The sequence below is a fragment of the Streptomyces sp. NPDC038135 genome, from assembly GCF_055601245.1.
Genome location: NZ_JBVJXS010000010.1, coordinates 254,232 through 281,230, shown reverse-complemented (window position 1 = coordinate 281,230; position 26,999 = coordinate 254,232). Strand labels below are relative to the sequence as shown.

The window sequence follows — 26,999 nt, the reverse complement described above, 5'->3', positions numbered from 1 at the left end:
GTGGACGCCCGCGTTCACCGCCGCCCGCCCACCCGTTCGGCGGGCTCCCCGTCATCGGCGGCCACGCCGGCCCGGCCGCGGTCGCGCGTCAGCGTCCGCATGATCCCCGCCCCCGCGAGCACGGCCGTGAGGTGCAGGGCCACGGCGAGCGTGGCGTTCTCCGGGTAGGCGACGTCGCTCGGGTGGGCCAGGGCCACGTACACCGTGGCCGGCAGCCGCCAGCCGCTCCACGCGAACATCGAGCCGGAGCCGAGCCACGCCAGGGCGAGCACGAGCGGATACGGCAGCCTGGCCGGGCGACGGCGGCCGAGGACCGCCACGGCGGCGGACGCGGCCAGGGCCCAGCACGCGCTGACCCCGACCAGTACATGCCAGTCGGCCGGCCGCTCCTCGCGGTGCGCGATGCCCAGCAGGCCGCCGGCCGCCCAGTAGAGCCAGACCAGGCCGGTCACCGCGCCGGTCACGGCGGGCCACAGCGGTTCCCGGGAAGCGGGCGCCCACTCGGGCCTGCGCAGCGCGTGGGGCCAGCGCCGGCGCAGATAGGCGGGCAGCGCGACGGCGAGCGCGATCCCGGTGCCCACGAAACTGCACTGCAGCAGCACCGCCTCCCAGCCCGGCATCGCCGCGTCACCGCCGGAGCTCCCTGAGCCTCCCGAACCCGGCGCCCGCGCACCGGAGTTCATCAGCGTGCTGACGACCACGAACGGCAGGATCGACACCAGGAACCCCGCGCCCACCCAGCCGACGAATCCCACCAGACGACCGGGGATCCGCATCCCCCACGGCCGCACCAGCGCCAGCCCCAAGGTGATCCCGGCCCCGGCCATGCCGATCGTGACGGTGTTGAGCACCAGCCACCCGCCGAGGCTGAACCCCCGTCCGACGGGCAGCAGTCCGAGCAGCGAACCGACCACCCACGACACCTTGATCACCAGGTACGGCACGAGGGCCAGTGCCGCTCCGTACGCCGCCGCACGCCCGATCCGGTCAAAACGCTCCACGACGTCTCCCTCCGCTGGGCCCCATCGTCCGGCGCCCCCGCGGGCCTTCGCATCAGCCCCCGGGCGTGCCCCGCTCCCCCGCTGGGCGAACCCGGCACTCCACCCCGCGGACGATGGCGTGCGCACCGCGGCCTGGAACGGCAGGGCCCCCGCCCGGCTGCGACGCCGGACGGGGGCCCCTCATGCTCTTTGGGGTGTCAGCCGTCGGACTCCGACGACGGGATGTAGGCGCCCGGCACGTCGTCCGGCGCGAAGAGCCTGCTCTCACCGGGGTACGGCTTCTTCCAGTTGTGCGTCTCGTACCACGTGAAGTGGTTCATCTGCGCGGGGTTGGCGTAGTCGGGCACCGCGTTGGGGCCGGTCAGACGCTGCTTCGACTTCCAGCGGTCCCACTTCGCGGCGAGCGACCGCTGGTCCGCGGGGACCTTCGCCGACGGCGCGGGGGCCGCCGCGGGGTCCTGCGGCGCCGGTGTGTCCACGCCGCAGGCGGGCGGGGTCTTCAGGCCGCCGGTCAGTGAGGTCCGGTTGGGCAGCGCGGTGAACGGCGTGGGGTCCTCCTTCTGGGTGAAGGCCCCCCGCATCGGGGTGGCCGCGCTGTCCTTCTGGTTCATCGGATGGATCCCGAGGATCTGCTCGATGGTCCGGATCACCGTGATCTGGGAGTAGTAGCGGCTGTCGACCGTGCCGTGCCGGGCCCAGGGGCTGATGATCTGGATCGGGGCGCGGTGGCCGTCGACGTGGTCGAGGCCGGCCTGGGAGTCGTCCTCCACGACGAAGATCGCCGAGTCCTTCCAGTACTTGCTGTGCGAGATCTCGTCGACGATCCGGCCGGTGGCGAGGTCGTTGTCGGCGACCTGGGCGGCCGCGTTCGCCGGGCCGCCGGTGTGGTCGCTGGAGAGCCAGAACATGTTGAGGTTCGCCGGACCGTTCTTCTGGAAGTCGCGCTTCCAGATCTGGTGCCGGTAGATGTCCGGGACGCTGGTGTCGAACTTCGCGAAGCCGTGCACGGACACGTCGTTGAGCGACGGGATCGGCGAGGACGAGTTCAGCGTGTACGCGGTGTCCTGCCCGGTCGCGTCCATGTTCTTGGCGTCGCAGTACAGGTTCTGCCAGCTCGCGTCCGCGGGCTTCGACAGGAACTGCTGGAACTCGCCGAAGTTCCGCACGCTCTTGCCCGCCGCCTGGGCGCCGGACCAGATGAACCCGGTGCGCTGGTGGCCGAGAGCGTCGTCCTCGGTGTCGTAACTGCGCTTGTACTCACCGGCCGAGGACTCCGTGTACTCCGGATTGTCGGCCTGCATCAGCCAGTTGTGACCCTCGGCGGAGTTCGTGCCGATGTCGTAGGTGTTGTCGTACAGCCCGAACTGCTCGGCGAGGGCGTGCTGGTTCGGGGTCACGTTCTCGCCGAACTGAGCGAGCGACGGGTCGCCGTTGCCCTGCGGGAGATCGCCGAAGAGCTGGTCGTAGGTCCGGTTCTCCTTGACTATCAGGAACACGTGCTTGATCGTCGAGGGGTCGCCGAGCCGCTGCGGGACCGGCACCGGCTTCGCGTGGCCCTTGCCCTCGGCGAACTGCACCGAGCCGCGGCTCCAGCCGTTCTGCCGGAAGACCTTGGGGGTCTGGGACCTGATGACGCTGTCGTCGGGCAGCGCGAACCGCGTCAGGCTCGACGTCGTGTCGTGGGTGGCGTGCCCGGCGGCGCTGGTGGGACGGCGGGCGTCGACACCGCGCGTGTTGGAGACCAGCACCTGGTCGCCGACGGTGGCGATCTCCGCCGGGAAGTAGTCCGTGGGAAGCAGACCGACGTAACTGACCGGCTCCTGGGGGGTGCTGTACCGGTAGACGGCGACCGCGTTGGCGCGGCCGAGCGTCACCAGCAGGTGGCCGTCGTCGGTGAGCGTCACCGCGTCGGGCTCGTAGCCCACCGAGGCCTCGGGCCAGGGCTGCGTCGCGATGGTCTGCACGACCTTGTCGCGGCGGGTGTCGATGACCGACACGTCGTTGGTGGCGGTGTTGGTGACGAACAGCGCCCCGCGCTTGGCGTACAGGGCGGTCGGGTGCAGACCGACGTCGATGCTCGTGGGGGCGGCGTCCGGGTGCGCCAGGTCGATGACGCCGACCGTGCCGGTCGTGGTGGCGCCCGTCTTCGGGTCGGCCGGCACCTGGGTGTCGTAGGAGTTCAGGGTGGTGTCGCCGGATCCGGCCGGGCGCCCGCCCTCGTTGCTCACGTACAGCTTGTCGCCCACCCGGACCAGGTCGCGCGGGGCGTTGCCGACGGCCCAGCTCCGGCGGACGGCGCCGGTCGCCGCGTCGAGGGCGACGACCCGGTTCTGGCCGTTGACCGCGGAGTACACGGTGGAGCCGTCGGGCGAGAACACCGCCTCCCCCACCAGCGCGTGCCTGGTTCCGTCCGCCGGGATCTTCACGGAGGTGGGATCGGCGACGCTGCCGTCCGGGTTCACGCTGAACCTGGTGTAGCCGTCGGTCTGGCCGAGCCAGAGCTGCGAGCCGTCGGGCGAGTAGGTGGGGCCTTCCTGGCCGACCTCGTTGCTGCCGAGGCGCGGGCTGGACGAGGCGGCGGTGCCGACGAGTTGCTGCACCGTCCACTTCTTCAGGTCGACGATGGACAGCGCGGCGCCGCCGTCGGTGACCGAGGCTGCCAGGTGGGTGCCGTCCGGGCTCACCGAGGACGACATGATCTTGCCGTTGTCGACGACGAGTCGCTCGCCGTACGGCGCGATGTACTGGTCGGCGGAGACCACCTGGCCCCGGTCGGTGACCTGTCCGACCTGGTCGGTGCCGAACTGGTGCGTCTGGGCGAACGCGGTGCCCGCGGCGGTGACGGCGACGGCGGTGATGCCCGCGGTCAGCAGCGTCCGGCGGCCGACGCGTCTGCCGAGGAGAGTGACACCGTTCGTCTGGACACGCCTGCGGTGGCGTGTTACCTGCATGGGTTCATCCCTTCGAGGTGGACAGCAGAGCGACGTTGCCGTCGAACTGCCAGAGCGGGTTCGGCGCGTCCCCGGTCGGGGTGCGCACCAGGAAGTAGCCGTTCACTTCCTTCGGTCCGTCGCCGTCGGCGACGAACCGCCCGTCCGCGGTGACGTCGAGCTGGTAGACGGCCGAGCCGGTGGCAGCGACGCCGGGCAGGTGCCACGAGACGACGCAGCGCCAGTCGTTGCCCGGTCCCTCGGCGGCGACCCGGACACTGCCCTTGTCACAGGTCGCGGTCGTCCTCAGCTGCGCCTCGGAGACGTCGGGGCGGTGCAGTTGACCGGTCTGCAGCCGGTAGAGATGGGCGAACTCCGTGGCGAGGGAGCGCTGTACCTTCTCCTGCTCGATCCCGGAGCCGGAGGACGGGGTGGTCGTGGCGACCACCAGCACCGTCGCGGCGAGCAGTCCGGCCGGCACGAGCACCCCGGCCGTCAGGGCGCGGCGCCCCGAGCCGTCGTAGGCGGCGTTGGTGAAGTCGCGGCGTACGAAGAGCAGGCAGGCGAGCGTCGTCGCGACCACGGCCCAGGCGAGAGCGACCGCGACGCCGATCAGCAGCGGCCGCAGCTGCGCCGGGCTGGTGAACAGGCCGTTCCAGGCGATGAAGGCGTAGCCGGGCAGGGCGAGGCGCACGGCGACGGGCAGCGGCAGCATCTGGGCGAGCTGTGTGGCGAGCGCGAACAGCGCGGGCAGCAGCAGGCCCATCGGGGAGCGCCCCAGCGTGACGGAGCCGAGCAGTCCGATCGCGGCGAGAGCCAGCGTCGGGGCGAGCCCGCAGGTCCAGGCGAGCAGGACCCGGCCGGCGGCGTCGGCCGGTGTCAGCAGGTGGCCGTCGAGGCCGACCAGCGGATGGTCGCCGACGGCCGCGGCTCCGCCGGCCGCGCTGGAACAGGCGAGCCCGGCCACCAGCAGCAGGATGACGGTGAGGGCGGCCAGTGCCTTGGCCGCGAAGATCCGCCGCGGTGACCGTACCGCCACGAGCAGGTGGCGCCAGGTGCCGAGACGGTCCTCGGCGGCGAACACGTCGCCGGCGACCACCGACGTCAGCAGCGGCAGCGCCCAGGTGCCCGCGAATCCGAGCACCACCAGCGGCCCGGCCCAGCCCGTGGCGTGCATCCAGCGGCCGAAGAGGGTGTCGACGGGGAGCGTGCTCTGCCGGCTCACCGCCGCCACGAAGAGCGCCGGGATGATCCAGCAGGCGAGGACCAGCAGGCGCGTGCGCCACTGCGAGACCAGTTTGACCAGCTCGAACCGGTAGCCGCGCAGCAGCGGAACGGGGCGGGGTCGGACGTCGCCGCGGGGTGCGAGGGTCGTGGTCATGCGGCCCGCTCCTGCTGGTGCTGCTCGGTCAGGGCGAGGAACGCGGCTTCGAGGGGCGACACCACGGGGGTGAGCTCGCGCGGCGCGACGCCGGCCCGTACGAGTGCCGTCACCAGTTCGTCGAGGGCGGGCACCAGCGCGCGTACCACCAGTACCTGGGCGCCGTACCGGGTCCCGGCGTCGTCGACGGTCTGGACGCCCTCCGTGCCGGCGGCCAGGCGGCGGGCGGCCTCGGCGTCGGAGGTCACCAGCCGGTATTCGAGTTCGCGCTTCTCGGCGGCCAGCTTGTCCAGCGGGCCGGAGAAGACGACCCGTCCGGTGGCGATGATCGTCACCTCGGAGCACAGTGTCTCGAGGTCGTCCATGCGGTGGCTCGAGAGGACGACGCTGGTGCCGTCCGCCGCGAGCCGGGTGAGGACCCCGTGCACATGCCTCTTGCCCGCCGGGTCGAGGCCGTTGGCGGGTTCGTCGAGCACGAGCAGCCGGGGCCGGGTGAGCAGGGCGGCGGCGAGTCCGAGCCGCTGGCGCATGCCGAGGGAGAATCCCCGTACCCGGTCGTCGGCGACGTCGGTGAGCCCGACCTCGCCGAGCACGTCGTCGATGCGCGTCGTCCGTGCGCCGTTCGCGTGCAGGGCGGCCAGCGCGGCGAGGTTCCGCCGGGCGGTGAGCGAGGGGTAGAGGCCGGGCCCGTCCACGAAGCCCGCGACCCCGCCGGGGGCGGTGAGCGCGCGGCCGACCGGCGTGCCCAGGATCTCGAGGCGGCCGCTGTCCGCCGCGGCCAGCCCCAGCAGGAGGCCGAGCAGTGTCGTCTTGCCGGCGCCGTTCGGTCCGACCAGGCCGTGGATCTGACCCTGCGTCACATCCAGGTCGACGCCGTCGAGCGCGACCACGTCGCCGAAACACTTGGTGATCCCGCGAGCGCGGACGGCGAGGAGTTCGTCCATGAGTCCCTTCTTCCGCAACGCTCAGGGACCTTACGGACGGCACACAGCTCCGGCGGGGTAGGCCGGTTGAACGTCCGGGGAACGAGTTGTCAAAGCATGGACAAGATCGGGGGTGCGAACCGGGCGTCATGCGGCCAGACTTGGGCAGAACTCGGTGCGGTCGGCACCGGACGGTCGTTCACGGGCGGACCGTCGCGGTGAGACGTTCGAGCGCGGCGTGGGCGGGCGGGCCCCAGGTCCGCTTGCCTCCGGGGCGGCCGTGGACGCCGGCGTCCCCGATGTGGATGCCGGCCAGTGCGCGCAGCACCGCCCAGCCGCGGGCGCGGCGCAGGGTAGCGCTGTCCGGGCGCGGCCGGTAGGACGCGTGGAAGAGGTCCGCGGCGCCGTCGGGCAGCAGGATCCAGGCGGCGGCCAGGTCGCAGGCCGGGTCGCCGGCGAAGAGGTCGCCGAAGTCGATCACTCCGGCGAGACCGCCGTGCGCGGTGAGGACGTTGGCCGGGTGCAGGTCGCCGTGGAGCCAGAGCCGGGGGCCGGCCCACTCGGGCGCCGCGGCGGCGTCCTCCCACACCGCGCGGACGGCCTCCGGGTCGCGGACCAGCCCTCGTTCGACGGCCGAGTCGAGCGCCCCGGTGAACCGTCCGGCGGTGCCGGCCAGCGAGCCGCCGCGGTCCCGGCCCGCCGGTGCTTCGTCGGGGGCGGGGCGGTGGAGAGCGGTCAGGAAGCCGGCCAGGGCGGCGGCCGCCTCGGCGGGGCGCGTGACGGGGGCGCGGTCGGCGGGCTCGCCCGGTACCCAGGTGGTGACGAGCCAGGGCCGCGGGAAGCGTTCGGAGGGCTCACCGAGGCGCCGCGGGACCGGAACCGGGAGCGGGAGGTGCGGGGCGAGCCGGGGCAGCCAGGCGTGTTCCTTGCGCAGCAGCGCGTCCGCGGACTCGGTCGCCCAGGGCATCCGGACGGCTAGGTCCTCGCCGAGCCGCCACACCTGGTTGTCCCAGCCGAGCGCTCCCAGTTCCAGCGGAAGATCCGCCAGGTCGGGGTGCTGTTCGCGGAGCAGATCCCGGATCAGGTCCGCCGTGATGTCCGTCTCGGTCGCCGTCATGCGGAGCAACGCTAGCCGGGGCGGCACGGTGTGCCACCCTCCGTTCCGTTCCGTTACGGAGGACGGTCCAGGGCGGCGGGCGTCGCGTCCACGTGCGGACGGCGGGCGTCCGTTTAATCGCACGCTGGGCGGCCGCGCTTGCGGGTAGACGCACAGAGCCGCCGTCGGCGGCCGATGAGGAATCGGGGGGCGGCAGATGCCTGGGACAGTGACGGCGGCCGGGTGCGGCGTCCGGGTGCTCCCGGCCCCACCGGGCCGCGAGGAGAGGTGAATGGGCACCGCCACGAAGGTTCCCGAGACACGGGACATGAGCGGGGAGGAACTGTCCGGCGACGAGGCGTGGGCGGCGCTGCGCCGTTACGGCGGCTGGTCCCTCCTGCGGGACGCGTTCGTCCGCTTCCGGTACGCCGACGGCTTCAGCCACTCACGGGCCCTCGCCCTGCAGACGGTGCTGGCACTGGTCCCGCTGGCCATCGCCTTCGTCGGGCTCTCGACCGTCCTGCACACCGAGAACGTGGGCCGGCTGGCGGAACTGACGATCCACCGGATCACCCGCGGACCCAGCGCCGGCGTCGTCGACGACGCACTCGCCCGCGGCCGGCGGACCGCGGGGGACGGCGCGGCCGTCACCCTCTGGCTATGCGCCGCCTTCTCCCTCGTCAACGTCACGACCGCGATGTGCCAGATAGAGCGGGGCGCCAACCGCATCTACGGCAACGAACGCGACCGCCCCTTCCACCTCAAGTACCTTCGCGGCCTGCTGATGGCCGTCGGCGCTGGGCTTCCGCTCGGCCTCGGCTTCGTCGTCATGGTCGCCGGGGGCGACCTCGCCTCGGCGGCGGTGACGGTCTACCACCTGGACTCCGGCGCGCGGACCGCCTGGGACGTCCTGCGCTGGCCGTTCGGGCTGCTGCTCGCGCTCATCTCCGCGAGCACGGTCTTCCGCCGATCGCCGCGCCGCAAGCAGCCCGGCTACACCTGGCTGGCCTTCGGTGCGGCCGTCTACCTGGTGCTGTGGATGACGCTGACCTGGCTGCTGAGCCTCTACCTGAACGTCAGCGGCTCCTTCGACACCCTCTACGGGCCTCTGAGCGTCTTCATGTCCCTGCTCCTGTGGGCCTACCTGACCTCGATCGCGCTGTTCCTCGGGCTGTCCTTCGCCGCGCAGCTGGAAGCGGCGCGCGGGCGTCGGCCCGGCCCTGTCGAAGCCGACCCAGGGGTCTGAGGGTCCGGCTCCGCGGGCCCGCGGGTCACTTCCCGCCGGGGGTGAACTGCGCCAGCTGGTCCTTGACCCAGGGGTCGTAGACCGCGAGCCGCCGGGCGGCCGCGGGGTCGAACTGCGCGATCTGGCCCGCGACCCAGGAGTCGATGTGCCGGTGTCCCGCGGACGGCTGTGACGGGTGGTGACCGGCCGTCGCCTGGGCGGAAGCGGGCGACGCCTGCGGCGTCGTGGCCGTGGCCGCGCTCGCGGGACCACCCACGGCGACGAGGGCCCCCACAGCGGCGAAGGCGGAAACGCCCGTGACGGCACAACGCCGTATCAGCTTGCTCACGGTCTGTCCTCCAGCATCTCTAGCGGCGGATCCCTGAGTGGAATCATCCGTTCCGGTTGGTTCGCTTACCCACCCGCACCGCCGCCACACACCTCCGTCATCGGCGCCGAGCGATCTGATGTGGGCGAAGCGACTCCCGGTGTTATTCAATGAGGTGTGCGATCAGGGATCTCGGGGCCCCGACGCACGGGTCCGCGTACGGCCCCGGCGGCGCGCCGGGGATTGCTGAGAGAGCCGCATGGACTCCACACCGTCCCCTTCGTCCTCTTCGCCGTTCGAACTGGTCAGCAGCGCTCTTGGGCGCTACATCCCGCGCGGCGGACGTGCGGCGCCGGCCGGTACCGCCGACGCGCCGGCCGACCGCGCGGTCGGCCGGCGCGTGCCGGAAGACGCGGCGGACGGCCCGCAGGACCAGATCCTCGGCGCGATCAACGTGGACACGGAGCTGAGGATCACCCGCTGCAATCTGGACGCCCCCGTCTTCGCGGGCGTGGAGGCCGTGCCCGGACGTCCCTTCGTCGATCTCCTGCCCGCCGGGGACGTACCGACGGTCACCCGGCGGTTGCGCCAGGTACTGGAGACCGGTGAGGCGCACGTGGCGCGGATCCAGCGCCTGCGGCGCCGCGACGGTTCGGAGCTGGTGGTCTCGCTGAGCATCCTGCCCGCAGCGGTGCCTCAGGACGGCCTGACGGTCTCGGTGATCGCCATGGCCACGAGGCTGCACCTGTACGCCGCCGAGACCGCGATCGGCACCTCGCTGGACATCGGCGAGACCGCGCAGTCTCTGGCGGAGTCCCTGCTGGCCTGGGGAGACGTGGCAGCCGTCGACCTGGACTTCGCCGTGTGGACGGGCGAGGGAGTCATCGAGCAGGGCCGGGGACGCATCCGGCTGCGGCGGGCGGCCCTGGTGCCGGACCGGGCCTGGCCCGAGGGCTACGTCACCCCCGGCCACGATCTGCCCGGCGACGCCAGTCGCCTGCTGGCGCAGGCGGTACGGCGTGGCGACGCTCCGCAGGCCATCGTCATGCCCGACCGGGAGGCCGTCGAGCGGGTCCTCGGCACCCCGCGGGTGATGCGTGCCCTGGTGCCCGGCGACCCGTCGGCGGGTGTGGCGTGCATACCGCTGGTCCTCGACGGCGCGCCGCCCGTCGTGCTGGGCGTGGCGGAGGTCTGGCGGCGGGCGGACGTCCCCTTCCGCGACAACGAGCTGTTCGACCTGCAGGAACTGGTGGCCAGAACCGCCCACCACGTGGACCTGGCCCGTCAGCACCAGCGGGAGCACACGCAGGTGCTGGCGCTGCAGCGCCGGCTGCTGCCCCGGACCGGCGGCGACACCGTCGAGATAGCCAGCGTCTACCAGCCCGCCACCCCTGACAGCGCGGGCGTCGGCGGCGACTGGGTGAACAGCTTCCCGCTGCCGGACGGCCGGACCGCGCTGGTGGTCGGCGACGTGGTCGGGCACGGCCTGGGGGCCGCCGCGACCATGGGCCAGCTGAGCATGGAGGCCCGCGCGCTGCTCTCCGCGGGGCTGGCCCCCGACGAGGTGCTGGAGCACCTGGACGAGACCGTGACGATGCTGGACGACTCGGAGTCGGGGCTGGCGGCCGGCTACAGCGCCCTAGGCTCGACCTGCTGCATCGCCCTGTACGACCCGGTCGGCCACCACGTGACGCTGTCCAGCGCCGGTCACCTGCCCCCGGTCCTGGTGTCGCCGGACGGGCGCGCGGGCCCGCTCGCCATCCGCCCCCACCCCGGGCTGGGGGCCGAGTTCGCGCTGCGGGAACCGTTTCACGTGCACACGTTCGACGCGCCCCCGGGCTCCCTGCTAGCCCTCTACACCGACGGGCTGGTGGAGGATCCGGCCGTCCCCATCGACGAGGGCATCGACAGACTGGCGGGCGCCGTGTCCGCGGTGCACCCCTGGGACACCCTGCAGCAGGCCGCACGGCGGGTCGTCGCCACGCTGGCGCCGGCGCGGCAGCGCGACGACGTGACCCTGCTGCTCGCGCGCATGATCGGCTACCGCAAGGAGGACACGGCGACCTGGCGGCTGCCCGCCCGCTACGACGCGCCCGGCCGTGCCCGCGCGCTGGTGTCCGCGCTGCTGCGGCGGTGGCGCACCCGGGACGACACCCGGGAGAACGTGCTGCTCCTGGTCAGCGAGCTGGTCACGAACGCGGTGCGCTTCGCCACCGGTCCCGTCACCGTGCGGCTGATCAGGTCCGGTCACGGTCTGCTGTGCGAGGTGGGCGACACCGGCAACGGCAGGCCGCGGCTGAGCCGGGGCGGCCTCCTCGACGACGGCGGGCGCGGCCTGCACGTCGTGCACGGGCTCACCAGCCGGTGGGGGGTGCGGTGGACGGACACCGGCAAGGTGGTCTGGGCCGAAGTCGGACGCTGACGGGGGTGCGGGCCCGCCGTGTCCCCGGGCCGGCCGGGCACCGGCGGGCGCGGACCGGGACTAGAGCCACTCCCCTTCGAGGGCGGTGGCGGTGAGCCCGGGCGCCGCCGCGTACAGCACGGCGCGGGTGCCCGGCTTCTGCCCGGCGTCGTGCGCCCGCCGCATGATGTCGAACACGGCGGCGCCGCCGCGGTTGCCGCTGGCGTAGCTGTCCCGGCTGTAGTCCAGGAGCCCCGAGGGCCAGGTGTCGGGCATCGTCTGCTCCATGTACTCGAGCACCCGGGTGCCGCCGGGGTGCGCGAGCAGCACGTCGGGGTGCCAGGAGTCGGCGTCGTCCTGGCAGCGGGTGCGCAGCCACTCCCACATCGCGGTGACCGTCTCCTGCACGGCGCGCGGACCGCGCCGGTCCATCACGAAGTGGGTGCCGTCGGCGCGCGTCTCCAGGCGGTGCAGGTCCTGGGTGCCGGGCAGAGTGTGGTGCCAGGCGGCGTCGAGCCGCAGCACCGACTCGCGCCGCGGGCGGCCGGTGACCACCGTGGCGACCGCGGTGTCCGCGAACAGCAGGCGCACGATCAGGGACTCGAGGGTGTCGTCCGCGGGCTGGTAGGTCGTGCTCAGCGCCTCCGAGATCACGACCAGGACCACCCGGTCGGGGTCGGCGGCGACGAGATCCGCCGCCAGCGCCAGCGAGCGGGTCCCCGCCACGCAGGCCCACTGCGTGGCCGGCAGCAGCATCGCGTCGGAGCGGAGCGCGAGCTTGTTGGCCAGGGCGACGTCCAGGCCCGGCAGCGCCGGAGTGGTGGAGTGACTGGTGATCAGGCAGTCGACGTCGGCGACGTCGAGCCCGGCGATCTGCAGGGCTCCGCGCGCCGCACGCTCGCCGTAGGACTGCACGGCCTCCCAGGCCGGCGCGGTGCGCTCCTGGACGGTCTGCGGCGCGGGTACCGCCTCGAGGGCGGCGATGGCGCGGTCGACGTCCTGCTCGGTGAACCCCTCGCGCGCCAGCGCCTCTTGGGCCCGCCCGACGCCGAGGTTCCGCAGGCCGCCGCCGTCACCCGGGGCCACGGCCGTCTCCAGCGGCAGCATCCAGCCACGGGTCTCGATGCCCGTGCTCGCCGCGATGCCGTCGATCCGCGGCGCCCACGCCGCGTCCGGGTGCCGGTCGCGCACCTCCGCCACGATCTCGCTGGTCTTCACTGCGTGCTCGCCGTGTATCACGGCAGGAGGACAGAGGTAAGCAGCCATGGTGGGCACCTTTCCGGGAGAACTGGGGAGAACTTCGCGAGTGGTATGGCGGGCGTCACATCGGACTTCGCGCCCAAGGCGACGCCGACTGGCCCCACTTCGGAAGCCGGTAGCCGCTTCGAGGATGGGGCCTAAAAGGACATTTGCGCTGTGATGCACACAACTTGGGCGACATTTCGGGTGCGTGACACGGCACACACCATCGGTCGGCCCCGGATGGCTCCGAGGTTCGAAACTGACCCACCGTCAGTCATGAGTCGCGCCGTCAGGGTGTCAGCAGGACCACCCCTGATCCGGGGCTCACGCCCAGCGACGAGGAGCGGCGGGAGCGGCAGCATTCACCTCACCGGCAACCGACCGACCAGGGCCCCGGGGCACGGGGCCGAGGGGGATCTCCATGAACGAAACCGGCGTCAGGCGCCTGACGGGGCTCGCGGGCATCGCCACCGCGGCCGCGCTCATCGTCGAAGTACCCCTGTACTTCCTCTACTCCGGGCCGCCACCGGACTCGAACGTCCTGGCCAGACTGCTCATCGGGATCCTGGCGCTGGCGTTCCTGATCGTCTTCGCCACCGCCTTCCGCGAGCTCGTCAAGAGGGCGGACCCCGCCTGCGAGTGGGTGGGCACGACGGCCTTCGCCGCCGGGCTGGTCTACGCGACGATCACCTTGGTCTCCCACGGGCTGGAGGCCGGCGCTGTCATCGCCGCCGACCACCCGATCGACCCGACCGTCACGGTCGAGGGCACCTACATCCTGTACGGGTCGATCGGCCGCGTCATGCTCGCGCTCTTCCTGACCGCCGTGGGCCACGGGATCTCCCGGACCGACCTGCTCCCGCGGTGGACCGGCCGCTCCGCGTTCGTGCTGGCAGGGGTCAACCTGGCCTTCGTGCCCTCACTGTTCTTCGGCAACACGCCCGCGCACTTCTACGCGGCGAACGGCTGGGGCACCACCGCGCTGATGGGCGCCGTCCTCAGCTACTGGATGCTCGCCCTGGGCATCTCGATCCACCGCAGCGCGGCCCGGCGGCCGTCCAGCTGATCCCGGACCGCCGGCTCACGGCCGCACCGGCGCGTTCGGCGCCTTCGAGGAGGCGGGCGAGGCGGTCCGTCACTCCCCCACCGGCCGCAGCCGCCGGACCCGCGCGGGCACGGGACCGGTGGACTCGCGCGAGACGTAGGCGGCGCGCAGGGTGTGCCTGCGGGGACGGGCCGTGGAGCCGTTGATCCGGCGGACCAGGATGTCGGCCGCCAGCCCGCCCAGTTCCTGCACCGGCTGGCTGACCACGCTCAGCCTCGGCCGGACGAGGGTGGCCCACTCGGCGTCGTCGAAGCCGATGACCGAGACGTCGGCGGGGATGTGCGCGTCCAGGTCGAGCAGGGCGTCGAGTGTGCCGAGCGTGGCCACGTTGTCGGTGGTGAACAGCGCGGTGGGCCGGTCGGGGGCGGTCATCAGGTCCAGTACGGCCGATCGAGCCCAGGCCCGGTCGTACCCGGTGTGCCGGATCAGCTCCGCCCTGCGCGGGATGCCCGCTGCGCGCAGGGCCTGCCGGTATCCGGTGAGCCGCTCCGTGGTGGTCCATATGTCGGCGCCGGGAGCGAGCCGCGCGGCGTCCTCGTCGGGGGAGGCCGAGGTGACCACCGCGATACGGGTGTGCCCCGCTTCGGTGAACCTGGACACCGCCGCCTTGGCGGCACCGCGGTTGTCCACCACGACCGTGTCCAGCGCGGCGCCGCCGAGCGCGCGGTCCAGGAGGACCACGGGGATGCCCGCGGCGACGGCCTTGTCGAGGTGTTCGTGGTCGGCCGCGGCGGGCGCCACGACCAGGCCGTCCACCCGCCGCTCGATGAACATCTGCACGGCGGACCTCTCGGTCTCGCCCTTCTCGTCGCTGTTGGCGAGGACGACCTGCAGTCCGGCCTTGGCCGCGACGTCGGTGACGCCGCGCACCGCGCGGGCGAAGTAGGCGTTCTCCACGTCGGCGACGACCACGCCCAGCGTGTGGGTCCGCCCGCTGATCATGCTCCGGGCCACCGCGTTGGTGCTGTAACCCAGTTCGGCGGCGGCGGCCAGCACGCGTTCCCGGGTGGCCGCGCTGGACGAGCCGTATCCGCCCAGGACCCGGGCGGCGGTGGCCTGTCCCACGCCGGCGTGCCGGGCGACGTCGGGGATGGTGACGCGACGCGGCGGCCTGGGGGTGCTGGGCATGGGCGGTCTCTCATGGGTGGCGGGCCGGCGGCGGCCGGGGAAACGGCCGATGGAATTCGAGGCCATTCAACCATTGACGGACGAGGCATGTCCGTGGGTAAGGTCGGCCTCGTTGGTAACGTTATCAACTCTCACCGGCACCCGCCCCGGTCCGCCTTTTCCCCGGCCGGCCACGGCATGCCCCTGCCCGCGTCAGCCCAGATCCCACGCCCCGAACACCGGAGGTACCACGGATGGCAACCGACACCCCCTCGCCGCCGAAGACCGCTGGCCCTGCCATCACCCTCGTCGATGTGGTCAAGGACTTCGGCGGCGCCGGCGCCCGGGACGCGGCGGTCGTCCGCGGCGTCAGCCTCGCCATCGGCGAGGGCGAGTTCTTCTCGCTCCTCGGGCCCTCCGGCTGCGGCAAGACCACCACCCTGCGGATGATCGCGGGCTTCGAGGAACCGACGTCCGGGCAGATCCTGCTGCACGGCCGCGACATGGTCGGGGTGCCCGCCAACAGGCGTGACATCAACATGGTGTTCCAGTCCTACGCCCTGTTCCCGCACCTGAGCGTCGCCGACAACGTGGCGTTCGGACTGCGCCGCAAGCGCGTGCCCAAGGACGAGATCCGCGAGCGGGTGCAGAAGATCCTCACCACCGTCGAACTCGCCGACAAGGCCGACCGCCGCCCCCGCCAGCTCTCCGGCGGCCAGCAGCAGCGCGTCGCCCTCGCCCGCGCCCTGGTCAACCGCCCGCGCGCGCTGCTCCTCGACGAACCCCTCGGCGCCCTCGACCTCAAGCTCCGCCAGACGATGCAGCTGGAACTCAAGCGCATCCAGCGCGAGGTCGGCATCACCTTCGTCTACGTCACGCACGACCAGGCCGAGGCCCTGACCATGTCCGACCGGATCGCGGTGATGAACCGGGGCCTGGTCGAGCAGGTCGGCGCCCCGCAGGAGGTGTACGAGCGGCCCGCCACCGCGTTCGTCGCCGGGTTCATCGGCACCTCCAACCTGATCGGCGGCCGCCTGTCCTCCGTGAGCGCGGGGACCGGGGTGATCGACCTCGGCGACGGTCAGCGCGTCACGGTCCCGCTGCACGGCTCCCACGCCGCCGGAGAGTCGGTCGAACTCACCGTGCGGCCCGAGAAGATCACGCTGACCACAGAGCCGGCCGGCACCGCCAGCCAAGTCCGCGGCACCGTCCGGGAGGTGGTCTACCTCGGCACCTCCACCAGCTACACGGTGGACACCGGCGCCGGTGCGGAGATGACGGTCTTCCAGCCCAACGACGGCACCGCCTGCGCGTCCCCGTCCCGCGGCGACACCGTCTGGCTCTCCTGGGCCACCGGCCACTCCTACCCGCTCAACCCCGCCCCGGCCCCCGCGGCGACCGCCGCCGCGGACCCGGTTTCCCTCACCTCGCGCTGACGACAGGCGGACCGACCACCATGCCCGAGCACTCCACACCCTTCGCGCCCCGGCCGCGCGGACTGGTCCCGCGCGGCTGGACGCGGCGCGGCCTGCTGCGCGCCGCGGCCGGCGCCGCCGCGCTGGCCCCGCTCGCCGCGTGCAGCGTCCCCGGCGCCCGCGTGCACGTCCCCACCGGAAAAGCCGAGATCGCCGCCGCCGTCACCGACTTCTGGGCCGGCAGGAAGCGGTCCGGAAAGCTGGACTTCGTCAACTACACGCAGTACATCGACGTCGACCCCGCCGACCAGAGCAAGCACCCGACCCTGGACGCCTTCACCCGCGAGAGCGGCATCGAGGTCGCCTACGACGAGCTGATCGACGACAGCGCCTCCTGGTTCGGCAGGATCCAGCCGGAGTTCGCCTCCGGCCAGGGCATCGGCTACGACCTGATGGTCGTCGGCGGCGACAGCTACCTCGGCAAGTACATCGAACTCGGCTACCTCGCCCCGCTCGACCACAGCCGCCTGCCCAACTTCGCGAGGTACGGCGGAGCCGCGTTCAAGAACACCTCCTTCGACCACGGCAACGTCTACACCGTCCCCTGGCAGTCCGGCATGACCGGCATCGGCTACGATCCGGCCCGGGTCGGCCGGAAGATCACCAGTTGGCAGGACCTGCTCGACCCCGGGCTGCGCGGCAGGGTCGGCATGTGGAACGACGCGGTGCAGATGGGCAACATCGCGCTGCTGGCCGTCGGGGTGGACCCGGAGACCTCCACGCACGCCGACTGGCGCAAGGCGGCGGCCTGGCTGCGCGGGCAGCGCGACGCCGGGATGGTCCGCTCCTACTCCACCTCGACGTACCAGTCCTCCCTGCAGCGCGGCGACCTGGCGGCCTCGCTCGTGTACTCGGGCGACGTCTTCCAGGCCAACCAGAGCGGCTCACGACTGGAGTTCGTCATCCCGGAGGAAGGCGGTCTGCTGTGGACCGACAACCTCTGCATCCCGTCGACGGCCGCCCACCCCGTCGACGCGCTGACCTACATGGACTACGCCTACCGGCCCGAGGTCGCCGCGCGGATCAGCGAGACCGTGCAGTTCGTCTGCCCCGTCCCCGCCGCGCAGCGGGTCGTCGCACGCGACGCGGCCGCCGCCACCGGCAAGCGGCGCACCGTGCTGGACGCCCTGAGCACCAGTCCCCTGGTCTTCCCGACCGAGGCCGACCAGTCGAAGCTGCGCCGTCTGCGGGTGCTCGACGAAGAGGAGGAGAAGCAGTGGAACGCGCTGTTCGAACCGATCTACCAGGCGTGACCCGGCGGTGGCGCCGCCGTCCCGGTGATGCGCTGGCCCCCTATCTGATGATCCTGCCGGGCTGGCTCTGGCTGGCCGCCTTCTTCGTCACTCCCGTGATCGTGATGGTGTCCCTGTCGCTACAGACCGGCAACTTCATCGACGGCTTCCGCCAGACCTTCCACTTCGGCACCTACGCTGACGTGGTCCGCACCTACCACGTGCAACTGGTCCGATCCCTGGTCTACGGCGCCGCGGCGACCGCGGCCTGCGCCGTCGTCGGCTACCCGGTGGCCTACTGGATCGCCTTCCGGGCAGGCCGGCACAAGTCGGTGTTCCTCTTCCTGCTCCTGCTGCCGTTCTTCGTGTCCTTCGTCATCCGCACCCAGTCCTGGAACGTGGTGCTCGCCGACCACGGCGTCCTGCTCGGGCCGCTGAAGGACGTCGGTCTGCTCCCGGCGGGCTTCCACCTGCTGGCCACGCCCTACGCGGTGATCGGCGGACTGACCTACAACTTCCTGCCGTTCATGGTGCTGCCCGTCTACGTGGCGCTGGAACGGGTGGACCCCAAGGTGATCGAGGCGTCCACCGACCTGTACGCCTCCCGGGCGGGAACCTTCCTCCGCGTGGTGCTGCCGCTGTCGCTGCCCGGCGTCTTCGCGGGAGTGCTGCTGACGTTCGTGCCGGCCTGTGCCGACTACGTCAACGCCGGCATCCTCGGCGGCCCCTCGACGACGATGATCGGCAACATCATCCAGACCGAGTACTTCACCAACCTGGACTACCCCGGCGCCTCCGCCCTGTCCTTCGTCCTCATGGGCGCGCTGCTGCTGGCCGTGTTCACCTACGCCCGGGCCCTGGGCACCGACGAGGTCCTGGAGGCGGCCGCGCGATGACCACCACGACCGCCGCCCCCGTGACCGAGGCGCCCGCCGGGCCCCGTGCCCGGCGCGCACCGCGCCGCCCGGCCCTCACCGTGTACACCGTGCTGGTGCTGGTCTGGCTGCTGCTGCCGATCGCCGTCATGATCCTGTTCGGGTTCAACGACACCGGCAGCAAGGTGAACTTCACCTGGCAGGGCTTCACGCTCGACTGGTACCGGCACCTGTTCGCCATCCCCAACCTGACCTCCGCCCTGGTCAACAGCCTCACCATCGCCCTGGTGGTCGCCGTGGTGGCCACGCTCCTGGGCACTCCGATCGGGCTGGCGCTCGGCCGGCACCGCTTCCGCGGCAGGGGCTCCGTCGACCTGCTGATGTTCGCCGCCATCGCGGCTCCCGAGATCGCCCTCGGCGCCGCGCTGCTGTCGCTGTTCATCGTGCTGGGCGTGCCCCGCGGCTACTGGACGGTCGTCATCGCGCACGTGGCCTTCTGCATCCCCTACGTCGCCATCACCGTACGGGCGCGCATGGCGGGGCACGACCCGACGCTGGAGGAGGCCGCCCGTGACCTCGGAGCGGGCCCCTGGACGGCGTTCCGGCTGGTCACCCTGCCGATGCTGCTGCCCGGCGTGGCCTCCGGCGCCCTGCTCTGCTTCGCCCTGTCCGTCGACGACTACGTCATCACCAGCTTCAACGCCGGCCGTACGGTCACGTTCCCGCTGTGGGTCTACAGCGCCAGCCGTACCGGCGTGCCCCCGCAGGTCAACGTCATGGGAACGCTGATCTTCGCCGGCGGCCTGATCATCGCCGGGGCCAACGTGCTGTTCTCCCGGCGTCGCGCGGCCTGACCCGATCCGGTCCCCGCGCACCTCGCAACACCGGCTCCCCGGCACACGCCGGCCGGTGCGGAACAACCCCTGAGGAAGTCATCACCGTGCTCAAGTTCAACGAAGCCGAGTTCGTCTCCCAGACGGAGAGCCTGCTGGCGCTGCGTCCCGAGATCGAGAAGACCGTCGACCGGCTGGCCGACGAGGGCTACGACAACGTCCTCCTCGTGGGCGCCGGCGGCACGTACGCGCAGATGTGGCCCTACGAGCACCTCGCCCGGCGCAGTTCGGTGCTCCCGGTCCGGGCCGCCGTCGCCGCCGAACTGGTCGTCTCCGGCGACGCCCGCCTCGGCGAGCGCACCATCGCCGTCTTCACGTCCGTCTCCGGCACCACCGACGACAGCCTCCGCGCCATCGACTACTGCAAGTCCCGTGGCGCCCACACGATCGGCTTCACCGGCTACCCCGACTCCCCCGTCGCCCGGAACGTCGACACCGCGCTGGTCTCCGAGCCCAAGGCCTGGCCGTTCGACGTGCAGTTGCTGCTCTTCATGGGCCGACTGCTCTCCCGTCGCGGTGAGTTCGACGGCTACGAGCGGCTCGCCGGCGAACTCGCGGCGCTGCCCCGCGTCCTGGTGGACGTCGCCCGGCAGGCCGAGCCGGTGGCGTCGGACTTCGCCGAGGCCCACAAGGACACCGACTACCACTTCCTCGTCGGCGGCGGGAACCTGTGGGGGTTCACCTACCTGTACTCCATGTGCATCCTGGAGGAGATGCAGTGGCTGCGCACGACCCGGGTGCACAGCGCGGAGTTCTTCCACGGCTCGCTGGAACTGCTGGAGGAGGACACCAGCGTCATCGTGTTCCAGGGTGAGGACGAGACCCGGGCGCTGACCGACCGGGCCGAGGCCTTCGCCAGGCGCGTCTCCAAGGACGTCACCGTCTTCGACACCCGCGACTACCCGCTCGACGGCATCAGCCCGGAGTTCCGCGGACTGCTCGCGCCGCTCGTGCTCGACACCGTGATGGACCGGGTCAGCAAGCACCTCGAGCGGGTGCGCGACCACTCGCTGGACCTGCGCCGCTACTACCGCGTCATGGACTACTGAGCCCTACGACCGGTTCCACCCCGTCCATCCGCCCCGCGCGCCGGTGCCCCGGCCCCGGCGCGCCCACGGCGGGCGCCGCGCACCAGCGCATCCGCGTCCGCGCCTCGGGAGACCCTGATGAACGTCCTCGGCTTCGGCGACAACACCGTCGACCGTTTCGTGGACCGCGGCACCGACTACCCCGGTGGCAACTGCGTCAACGTCGCCGTCTACGCCCGCCGGCTCGGCCTGGACGCCGCCTACCTCGGGGTGTTCGGCGACGACGGTCCCGGCGCCAGGCTGCGCGCGGCCGTGGCGGCGCAAGGCGTCACCGCGGACCGCAGCCTGGTCCGCCCTGGAACGACCTCGGTCTCCACCCTGCGGGTGAAGGACGGCGACCGGGTCTTCCTCGGCTACGAACCCGGCGGCGGCGCGGTGGCGGAGCCGCTCCCCCTCACTCCCGAGCTGCTCGCCTACGCCGCGTCCTTCAGCCTCGTGCACTCCAGCGTCTACTCCGGCACGGAGGCCGAACTCCCCGCGCTCGCGGCGGCCGGACCGCTGGTCAGCTTCGACTTCTCGGACGAGGAGGAGTTCCGCGCGCCCGCCTACCTCGACCGCGTCTGCCCCCATGTGGACCTGGCGCTGCTGTCGTGCTCGCACCTGGACGAGACCGCGACCCGCGGCCTGCTCGCCGAGGCGGTGCGGCGCGGGGCGGGACTGGCGCTGGCCACCCGCGGCCTGCACGGGGCGGTCGCGTACGACGGCCGGAACACCGCCGTCGCGCCGGCCCGCACCGCGGATCCGGGGGCCATGTCCGACACGATGGGCTGCGGCGACGCCTTCCTCACCGGGTTCGCCGTGTCCCTGCTCCGCGCCGGATGGTCCCGAAGTGTTCCACCGTCCCCGCAGGCCCTGCGGGACGCTCTGCGCCGGGGCGCGGAGGCGGCGTACGACCAGTGCTTCGTGGAGGCCGCCTTCGGCTGCGGCTGGCCGGCGCCGGCGGGCCGGGACTAGTCCGCGTCGGCCCCGCCGCGAGCCCGCCCGCCCGGGCCTGTCGCGTGCCACTCCGGTTCCAGGCTGTCGAGGAGGGCCTGGAAGGCCGCGTCGGCACGGTCCCAGTGGCCGTCCGCCAGCGGGGCGAGCAGCAGGCCGAAGGTGGCGTCGGTCAGGAGCGTGGCCTGGGTCCGGGCCCCGTCCCGGGGCATGCCCAGGTCCTGGAGGACGGACGTCAGCAGGTCGGTCCACGAGGTGACGACGTCGCGCATGACGGAGCCGTAGCGGTCGGGGTGCAGGACACCGGCGCTCATGATCTCCAGGTAGAGAGGGAGCGCGGTGCGTACGTCGGAGGCCCGGAACTGCCGCCACACCTCGGTCATGAAGCGCCTCAGGGCCGCTGGGTCCCTGGGCGGGCCGGCCGACTCCAGCAGTTCGCGGGCGCGCAGGAGGGGGCGGCGTTCGTAGTCGGCGAGAGCCTCGGCGACCATCCGCTCCTTGGTGCCGAAGTAGTAGAGGAGCATCCGGTCACTGGTGCCCAGCGCCCGCGCCAGCGGCCGCAGCGAGAGGTTCGCGAGACCGTTGCGCAGCACGTAGTCGCGGACCTGGTCGAGAAGGTCTCGTCGTCTGGCCGTATCCGGTGGGCGGGGCATGACGGCTCCTGACATCGCAGTGGTCTCACATCTGTCCGGTATGAGATTTTTTGTATAGGTCTTTACCGTAGCAGCCGCTACGTGTATATTTTTTGGTGTAGCAACCGCTACATGTTTGCGCCCGACGTGTCCAGCAGCGCGCATCTCGGGGAACCGAACAGCTCACTTCCGGAAAGGACTGATTCCCATGGCCGTCCTGGCCATCGGCCTCCCCGCCGCGGCTCGCCGCAGGAGGCCCCTCTCGCGCGCCGCAGTGAACGCCTGGGCCGTCAGGCAGTGGGCCCTGTGGTCCCGTACGCTCGCACCCCTGCGCCCGTTGGACGCACCCCGTGCACGCGCCACCGCCTGGGACGCGTCCTGGCCCCTGAAGCAGGAACCGCTCTCCGTGCGCCAGGCGCGGCGGCTGGTTTCCGCGCAGCTGGCCGACTGGGCCGTGCCCGACCTCGGCGACACCGCCGAGCTCCTGGTCAGCGAAGTCGTCACCAACGCGCTGCGGCACACCCGCGGTCCGCTCCGGCTCAATCTGCGCCTGAGTGAATCCCGGCTGCTCTGCGAGGTGGAGGACACCGAGTCCGCAGGACCGGTGCGCAACATCGCCGGCCCGGACGCGGAGGGCGGTCGCGGAACGGAACTGCTGGACCTGCTGGCGGACGCCTGGGGCAGCGCGCGAACGGCGACCGGCAAGAGCGTCTGGTTCGCGCTGCACCGCCCGGCCGGGCCAGCGGAGCCCGAGCAGGCGCCGGTCGCACCACGGTGACGACGCTCCGGGAGAGCCGTCCCGCATCGCTCAGATGCGGGAGTCCGGCGTCCGCCGCTCGGTGCGCGTCCGCGCGTCCGCATGGGCCGCCAGCTCCAGCAGTTCGTCGACCGACCACTGGTCGTAGGCGTGCTCGCCGTACTTCGCGGCGAGCACCCGGCCGTCCGGCGCGACGAGGAAGTCGCCGGGGAGACCGAGCCGGCCGCCGTGCGGGCTGCGGGAGGGCAGCCGCTCCCGCCCGCGCGCCACGTTCCACACCCCGCTGACGACCGCCCACAGGATCGGCCCCCAGACACGCGGGTCGAGCAGCGCGCGCGGCGAACGCTCCACACCGAACTCCTCGTAGAGCCGCCGGTCCGGGTCGGCGACCACCGCGAACGGCAGATCCGCCACGTGCGGCGCCAGTTCACCGGCGGGCGAATGGAACACCACGACCTCACGGACACCGGCGGCCTCGATCTCCCGGTGCCGCAGCACCACCGAGCGCAGGTGCAGGTTGCAGACCGGGCATCCGGCGAAGCGCCGGAACTGCAGGTGGATGAGCCGATCGGGGTCGGGAACGGCGATGCGATCACCCGAGACGCATGTGAGTTCGCGTCGCTCGACGGTGGTCCTGTGCTGTGCCGTGCTGCGGGCCATGGCGCATGCCTCTCTTCGTAGGCGTACGGCGTACGCTCACCAGCGTAGGCGTATGCCGTACGCTGTCAACCGCCATGCCACGCCCGCGTTCGCTCACCGACCACCGGCTAGCCTCGGCCGCCCTCGCCGTCATCGACCGCGACGGCCTGAGCGCGCTGTCCATGCGCGCCGTCGCCCAGGAACTCGGCATGAGCACCATGGGGGTCTACCGGTACGTCCAGGACCGCGAGGACCTCGAACGACTCGTCGTCGAGCGGGTACTGAGCGAGGTGGACACCGGCGCGCCGGACGCCGGCGTGCCATGGCGCGACCGGATCGAGGTCATGGCACGGCGCCTGCGCGACACCGTGGGCGCCCACCCGGCGGCCATCCCCCTCACCGTGGTGCACCGGCACCGCTCCCCCGCCGGGCTGCGCTGGTCGGAGACCGTGCTCGCCATCCTCACCACGGCCGGTATCAGCGGCGAGCGGCGCGTCATCGCCCTGCGCGCCCTGCTCGGCTATCTCATCGGAGCCATCCAGCTCGAACACCTGGGCCCGCTGGCCGGGCCGGGAACCACGGCCATCACCCGGCTACCGCCCGACGAGTTCCCCCACATGACGGAGACCGCCCGCACCGCCCGGACCATGGACGCCGACCGGGAGTTCCTCGGAGGACTCAGGTTGCTGCTCGACGGACTCGACGGGTGACACGGCGTGCCCAAGGACCCCCTCCTCGCCCTGTCCACCCGCAGCGGGGAGAGGCGGACTGTCGGCGGGGACGACGCCCTGGCCGCCGTCACGGTGCAGCTGTTCGGCGATCTCGGACAACGCGCCAGCACCGAGGCAGCCGAGATGACACGGAACATGTCGGCCAACTGATCGGGCCCGCCCCCTGCGCTCTGCGACGAGACCTGTGGCCGGTCCTCGATGTCGCTCAACGTCAACTCCCTGTCCATGGCCCGGTCTGAGCCTGGACCTGTCCTCTGCAGTGGACAGGTAACAGGTCACGCAACACGGTCTTCGACGGCCACGGCGACAGGCCGGCCGGCGCGATCGGGAGAGCGAGGACGCGCCATCCGTCACGAACACCGAGCGGGTGTGCGCGGGCGGATGCCCGGGGCGTGCAACCGGTGACGGTCTCCGCTCCCTGCTCATGAGGCGGTCACCGTGCAACTCTCCATGTTGGCCCGCAAGTTCGACGCAGGAGGTGCGCGGTGACCTTGTCCCGGCCTGACTTACTCCGCCTGCTGGAGTCACTGCGTTCGGCGGACCGAGTCGAACTCGTGCGGAGTGTGGCCGAGCGGATGCTGCAGGAGCTGATCGAGTCCGAGGCCGCGGCCCGGATCGGCGCCGAGTGGACGGAGCACACCGAGGCCCGCACCGCCTACCGCAAGGGGCTCCTGCGGCTGGTCACCGCCGTGCTCTTCGAGACGCACAACCAATGGAGCGTCTTCCCCCGCCGCTACCGACCTATCCGACCAGGCCGGTCGACATCGGCGGCCTTCTGCTTCCGGGCGACTGCCGGTGGTCATCGGTCACACCGCCTGAAACACCGACTCCCGGCTGGGATCCCACCGGCCGCTGGGCACTCGGGCCTACCCGGCCCGCACCCTGCCCGGCTGGATCGCATGCGTACCTCATCGCGGAAGCCGGCGTCCTCCTCGCCGTCGACGCTCTGCCCGTGATGGACCTCGACGGCCATCGGGACGACGTCGTCTGGCGTCCCGCTCCCTTCCACCGGTGCCTGATCGCCCGGCCCGTCACGTTCCCCACGAGCTGAAAGAGACCTCACCGTGTCCGAACAGCAGATACTCGTCCTCGACCCGACCGGATCCGACCCGGACGCCGAACACCAGGCCCTGCGCGAGCGCGGCCCTGCGACGCTGGTGGACATCCTCGGCGTGCGCGCCTGGTCGGTCTCCGACCCAGCCCTCCTCAAGCAGCTTCTGACCAGCAAGGACGTCTCCAAGGACGGCCGCGCCCACTGGCCGGCCTTCGCAGAGACCGTCACCACCTGGCCGCTGGCCCTGTGGGTCGCGGTGGAGAACATGTTCACCGCCTACGGCAAGGATCACAGCCGCCTGCGCCGCATGGTTGCCCCCGCCCTCTCCGCCCGCCGTACCGCCGCCCTCCAGGCGGACATCGAGGCCCTCGTCGACGGCATCCTCGACGGCCTCCCGGCCGGCGGGACGGTCGACCTGCGCGCGCACCTCGCCTACCCGCTCCCGATCGCTGTCATCGGCAAGCTCGTGGGCGTCCCCGCCGACCAGCGCGCCGAGTTCCGCACCGTGGTGGACAACGTGTTCGCCACCCATCTCTCCGTCGAGGAACAGGCGGCGAACACCACCGCCCTCTACGGCCTGCTGGACGTCCTGATCGAGACCAAGCGCAGCGAACCCGGTGAGGACATGGCCTCGCTGCTGATCGCCACCCGCGACGAGGAAGACGGCTCCGCCCTCAGCCACGCCGAGCTACGCGACACGCTCCTGCTGGTGATCAGCGCCGGATACGAGACCACCGTCAACGTGATCGACCAGGCCATTACCACCCTGCTGACCGATCCCCAGCAGCTCGCCCACATCCGGGAAGGCCGCTGCACCTGGCAGGACGTCGTCGAGGAGACCTTGCGCCACCAGCCCGCGGTCAAGCACCTTCCCCTGCGCTACGCCCGTACCGACATCCCGCTCCCCGACGGCCGGACGATCAAGGCCGGCGAGGCGATCCTTGCCTCCTACGCCGCCGCCAACCGCCACCCCGACTGGCACAAGGAGGCCGACCGTTTCGACGCCACCCGCCCCAGCAAGGAACACCTCGCCTTCGGACACGGCGTTCACTTCTGCCTCGGTGCCCCGCTGGCCCGACTCGAAGTCGCCACCGCGCTGCGCCTGCTCTTCGAACGCTTCCCCGACGCTCAACTCGCCACGGAGCGAAGCGCGCTGAAGAAACTGCCGAGCCTCATCAGCAACGGACACGCCTCCGTCCCCGTGCGCCTGCGCCCGATGCCGGGCCACTGACCGATACCGACGCGGAAGACCACCATGTTTCCGGCCCAGGTTCCCCGAACGAACCCTGAGCAGTCCGATGACAGCACACCGGACAGCGACGGGTCGTCGGTCAGGGAAGCGGCCCGCGGCACAGCACAGCAAAACGCCCACGCCTACGGCGTGGGCAAAGGGAACTTCCGAGCCACGACAGCTGACGCGGACGGTACACGCCCGCACACGCTGTCACGACAGGAAACAAGTACACATTGTGGACCGTGTGCGGGCAGGTCCGCCGTCTGGGGCGGCAGGCGCGCTCAGGTCAAGCCGCGGCCGTCGGATTCGCTGATTCGGCGGCGCGACGGTACTCGGCGTTGATGCGTTGGGCCTCTTCGAGCTGGTCCTCGAGGATGACGATCCGGCAGGCCGCCTCGATGGGGGTGCCCTGGTCGACGATTTCCCGGGCGCGGGCGGCGATGCGCAGCTGGTAGCGGGAGTAGCGGCGGTGTCCGCCGGCCGAGCGCAGCGGGGTGATGAGGCGGTGCTCTCCGAGGGCGCGGAGGAAGCCCTGGGTGGTGCCGAGCATTTCAGCGGCCCGGCCCATGGTGTAGGCGGGGTAGTCGTCGTCGTCGAGACGGCCGAACGAATCGTCTGCGGTCATTGCACCTCTCTGTGGAACGCGTGGAGGGGCCCGGGAGCAGGTGACTCCCGGGCCCCGAAGGAACTGCTACACCATCTGCCGGCCCTGCTACT

The 26,999-nt window shown here is 72.1% G+C and carries 24 protein-coding genes and 1 pseudogene; 14 read left to right on the top strand and 11 right to left on the bottom strand.

All coding sequences use genetic code 11. The features are described from left to right. Positions 1-14: 14 nt before the first annotated feature. The 5 genes from ACZ7JA_RS28605 to ACZ7JA_RS28585 form a co-directional block, all read right to left on the bottom strand. Positions 15-1,001, bottom strand: coding sequence for a hypothetical protein (locus ACZ7JA_RS28605; protein WP_450752606.1), 987 nt, complete (start codon positions 999-1,001; stop codon positions 15-17). Positions 1,002-1,198: 197 nt separating this feature from the next. Then, positions 1,199-3,952: an alkaline phosphatase family protein gene (locus tag ACZ7JA_RS28600; RefSeq protein ID WP_470811219.1), complete on the bottom strand. Its 2,754-nt coding sequence runs from the start codon at positions 3,950-3,952 to the stop codon at positions 1,199-1,201. Between the two features lie 4 nt (positions 3,953-3,956). Beyond that, positions 3,957-5,312: an ABC transporter permease gene (locus ACZ7JA_RS28595; RefSeq protein ID WP_470811217.1), complete on the bottom strand. Its 1,356-nt coding sequence runs from the start codon at positions 5,310-5,312 to the stop codon at positions 3,957-3,959. Further along, positions 5,309-6,256 (bottom strand): ABC transporter ATP-binding protein, encoded by a 948-nt coding sequence (locus ACZ7JA_RS28590; protein WP_470811215.1) that lies wholly within the window; start codon positions 6,254-6,256, stop codon positions 5,309-5,311. Before ACZ7JA_RS28590 ends, ACZ7JA_RS28595 begins: the two co-directional genes overlap by 4 nt. A gap of 178 nt (positions 6,257-6,434) precedes the next feature. Continuing rightward, positions 6,435-7,352 carry a phosphotransferase gene (locus ACZ7JA_RS28585; protein ID WP_470811213.1) on the bottom strand — a complete coding sequence of 306 codons (918 nt, stop codon included), beginning with the start codon at positions 7,350-7,352 and terminating at the stop codon, positions 6,435-6,437. A 271-nt stretch (positions 7,353-7,623) separates the two neighbouring features. Here ACZ7JA_RS28585 and ACZ7JA_RS28580 point away from each other — a divergent pair, with 271 nt between their 5' ends. Then, entirely contained in the window at positions 7,624-8,577 is a 954-nt protein-coding gene (locus ACZ7JA_RS28580) for a YihY/virulence factor BrkB family protein (protein WP_351666939.1), read from the top strand. Between the two features lie 25 nt (positions 8,578-8,602). On the opposite strand, the gene ACZ7JA_RS28575 is transcribed toward ACZ7JA_RS28580, so the two are convergent. Beyond that, complete coding sequence (locus tag ACZ7JA_RS28575; RefSeq protein ID WP_389298697.1) at positions 8,603-8,905, bottom strand: hypothetical protein; 303 nt, start codon at positions 8,903-8,905, stop codon at positions 8,603-8,605. A gap of 238 nt (positions 8,906-9,143) precedes the next feature. Here ACZ7JA_RS28575 and ACZ7JA_RS28570 point away from each other — a divergent pair, with 238 nt between their 5' ends. Continuing rightward, the gene (locus tag ACZ7JA_RS28570) at positions 9,144-11,306 is read left to right on the top strand and encodes an ATP-binding SpoIIE family protein phosphatase (protein ID WP_470811210.1); all 2,163 of its coding nucleotides are present in this window, start codon (positions 9,144-9,146) and stop codon (positions 11,304-11,306) included. Between the two features lie 60 nt (positions 11,307-11,366). Here ACZ7JA_RS28570 and ACZ7JA_RS28565 read toward each other — a convergent pair whose 3' ends face one another. After that, positions 11,367-12,551, bottom strand: coding sequence for a type III polyketide synthase (locus ACZ7JA_RS28565; RefSeq protein WP_470811208.1), 1,185 nt, complete (start codon positions 12,549-12,551; stop codon positions 11,367-11,369). 397 nt (positions 12,552-12,948) lie between these two features. Between ACZ7JA_RS28565 and ACZ7JA_RS28560 the strand changes: the two genes are divergently transcribed. Then, complete coding sequence (locus ACZ7JA_RS28560; RefSeq protein ID WP_470811206.1) at positions 12,949-13,593, top strand: hypothetical protein; 645 nt, start codon at positions 12,949-12,951, stop codon at positions 13,591-13,593. A gap of 69 nt (positions 13,594-13,662) precedes the next feature. On the opposite strand, the gene ACZ7JA_RS28555 is transcribed toward ACZ7JA_RS28560, so the two are convergent. Beyond that, a complete protein-coding gene (locus ACZ7JA_RS28555; RefSeq protein WP_470811204.1) occupies positions 13,663-14,760 on the bottom strand; it encodes a LacI family DNA-binding transcriptional regulator in 1,098 nt (365 codons plus the stop codon). Between the two features lie 233 nt (positions 14,761-14,993). On the opposite strand from ACZ7JA_RS28555, the gene ACZ7JA_RS28550 reads away from it, so the two are divergent. The 6 genes from ACZ7JA_RS28550 (at position 14,994) to ACZ7JA_RS28525 (ending at position 21,256) form a co-directional block, all read left to right on the top strand. After that, positions 14,994-16,175: an ABC transporter ATP-binding protein gene (locus ACZ7JA_RS28550; RefSeq protein WP_389451304.1), complete on the top strand. Its 1,182-nt coding sequence runs from the start codon at positions 14,994-14,996 to the stop codon at positions 16,173-16,175. Positions 16,176-16,195: 20 nt separating this feature from the next. After that, positions 16,196-17,467 (top strand): polyamine ABC transporter substrate-binding protein, encoded by a 1,272-nt coding sequence (locus ACZ7JA_RS28545; protein WP_389451307.1) that lies wholly within the window; start codon positions 16,196-16,198, stop codon positions 17,465-17,467. A 47-nt stretch (positions 17,468-17,514) separates the two neighbouring features. After that, positions 17,515-18,342, top strand: coding sequence for an ABC transporter permease (locus ACZ7JA_RS28540; protein WP_389451635.1), 828 nt, complete (start codon positions 17,515-17,517; stop codon positions 18,340-18,342). Continuing rightward, positions 18,339-19,175: an ABC transporter permease gene (locus ACZ7JA_RS28535; RefSeq protein ID WP_389451310.1), complete on the top strand. Its 837-nt coding sequence runs from the start codon at positions 18,339-18,341 to the stop codon at positions 19,173-19,175. The genes ACZ7JA_RS28540 and ACZ7JA_RS28535 overlap by 4 nt, the downstream gene beginning before the upstream one ends. An 86-nt stretch (positions 19,176-19,261) precedes the next feature. Next, on the top strand, positions 19,262-20,263 hold the full coding sequence (locus ACZ7JA_RS28530) for an SIS domain-containing protein (RefSeq protein ID WP_470811200.1): 1,002 nt from the start codon (positions 19,262-19,264) through the stop codon (positions 20,261-20,263). A gap of 117 nt (positions 20,264-20,380) precedes the next feature. Continuing rightward, entirely contained in the window at positions 20,381-21,256 is an 876-nt protein-coding gene (locus tag ACZ7JA_RS28525) for a PfkB family carbohydrate kinase (protein ID WP_470811198.1), read from the top strand. On the opposite strand, the gene ACZ7JA_RS28520 is transcribed toward ACZ7JA_RS28525, so the two are convergent. Next, entirely contained in the window at positions 21,253-21,888 is a 636-nt protein-coding gene (locus ACZ7JA_RS28520) for a TetR/AcrR family transcriptional regulator (RefSeq protein ID WP_470811196.1), read from the bottom strand. The genes ACZ7JA_RS28525 and ACZ7JA_RS28520 overlap by 4 nt on opposite strands. 187 nt (positions 21,889-22,075) lie before the next feature. Here ACZ7JA_RS28520 and ACZ7JA_RS28515 point away from each other — a divergent pair, with 187 nt between their 5' ends. Then, positions 22,076-22,645, top strand: a complete 570-nt coding sequence (locus ACZ7JA_RS28515) for an ATP-binding protein (protein ID WP_470811194.1) — start codon at positions 22,076-22,078, stop codon at positions 22,643-22,645. Positions 22,646-22,675: 30 nt separating this feature from the next. On the opposite strand, the gene ACZ7JA_RS28510 is transcribed toward ACZ7JA_RS28515, so the two are convergent. Further along, entirely contained in the window at positions 22,676-23,284 is a 609-nt protein-coding gene (locus tag ACZ7JA_RS28510; RefSeq protein WP_470811192.1) for a peroxiredoxin-like family protein, read from the bottom strand. A 74-nt stretch (positions 23,285-23,358) separates the two neighbouring features. Between ACZ7JA_RS28510 and ACZ7JA_RS28505 the strand changes: the two genes are divergently transcribed. From ACZ7JA_RS28505 to ACZ7JA_RS28490, 4 genes and pseudogenes are all read left to right on the top strand, one after another. Continuing rightward, positions 23,359-23,973, top strand: a complete 615-nt coding sequence (locus tag ACZ7JA_RS28505) for a TetR/AcrR family transcriptional regulator (protein WP_470811190.1) — start codon at positions 23,359-23,361, stop codon at positions 23,971-23,973. A gap of 6 nt (positions 23,974-23,979) precedes the next feature. Continuing rightward, the gene (locus ACZ7JA_RS28500) at positions 23,980-24,144 is read left to right on the top strand and encodes a hypothetical protein (RefSeq protein WP_450747237.1); all 165 of its coding nucleotides are present in this window, start codon (positions 23,980-23,982) and stop codon (positions 24,142-24,144) included. Between the two features lie 335 nt (positions 24,145-24,479). Continuing rightward, positions 24,480-24,662 (top strand): annotated as a pseudogene (locus tag ACZ7JA_RS28495) (IS256 family transposase); the annotation flags it as partial. Between the two features lie 396 nt (positions 24,663-25,058). Continuing rightward, a complete protein-coding gene (locus ACZ7JA_RS28490; RefSeq protein ID WP_351666968.1) occupies positions 25,059-26,279 on the top strand; it encodes a cytochrome P450 family protein in 1,221 nt (406 codons plus the stop codon). A gap of 289 nt (positions 26,280-26,568) precedes the next feature. Here the strand turns inward: ACZ7JA_RS28490 and ACZ7JA_RS28485 are convergent, their stop codons facing one another. Further along, positions 26,569-26,907 carry a MerR family transcriptional regulator gene (locus ACZ7JA_RS28485; protein ID WP_351666970.1) on the bottom strand — a complete coding sequence of 113 codons (339 nt, stop codon included), beginning with the start codon at positions 26,905-26,907 and terminating at the stop codon, positions 26,569-26,571. Positions 26,908-26,999: the final 92 nt, after the last annotated feature.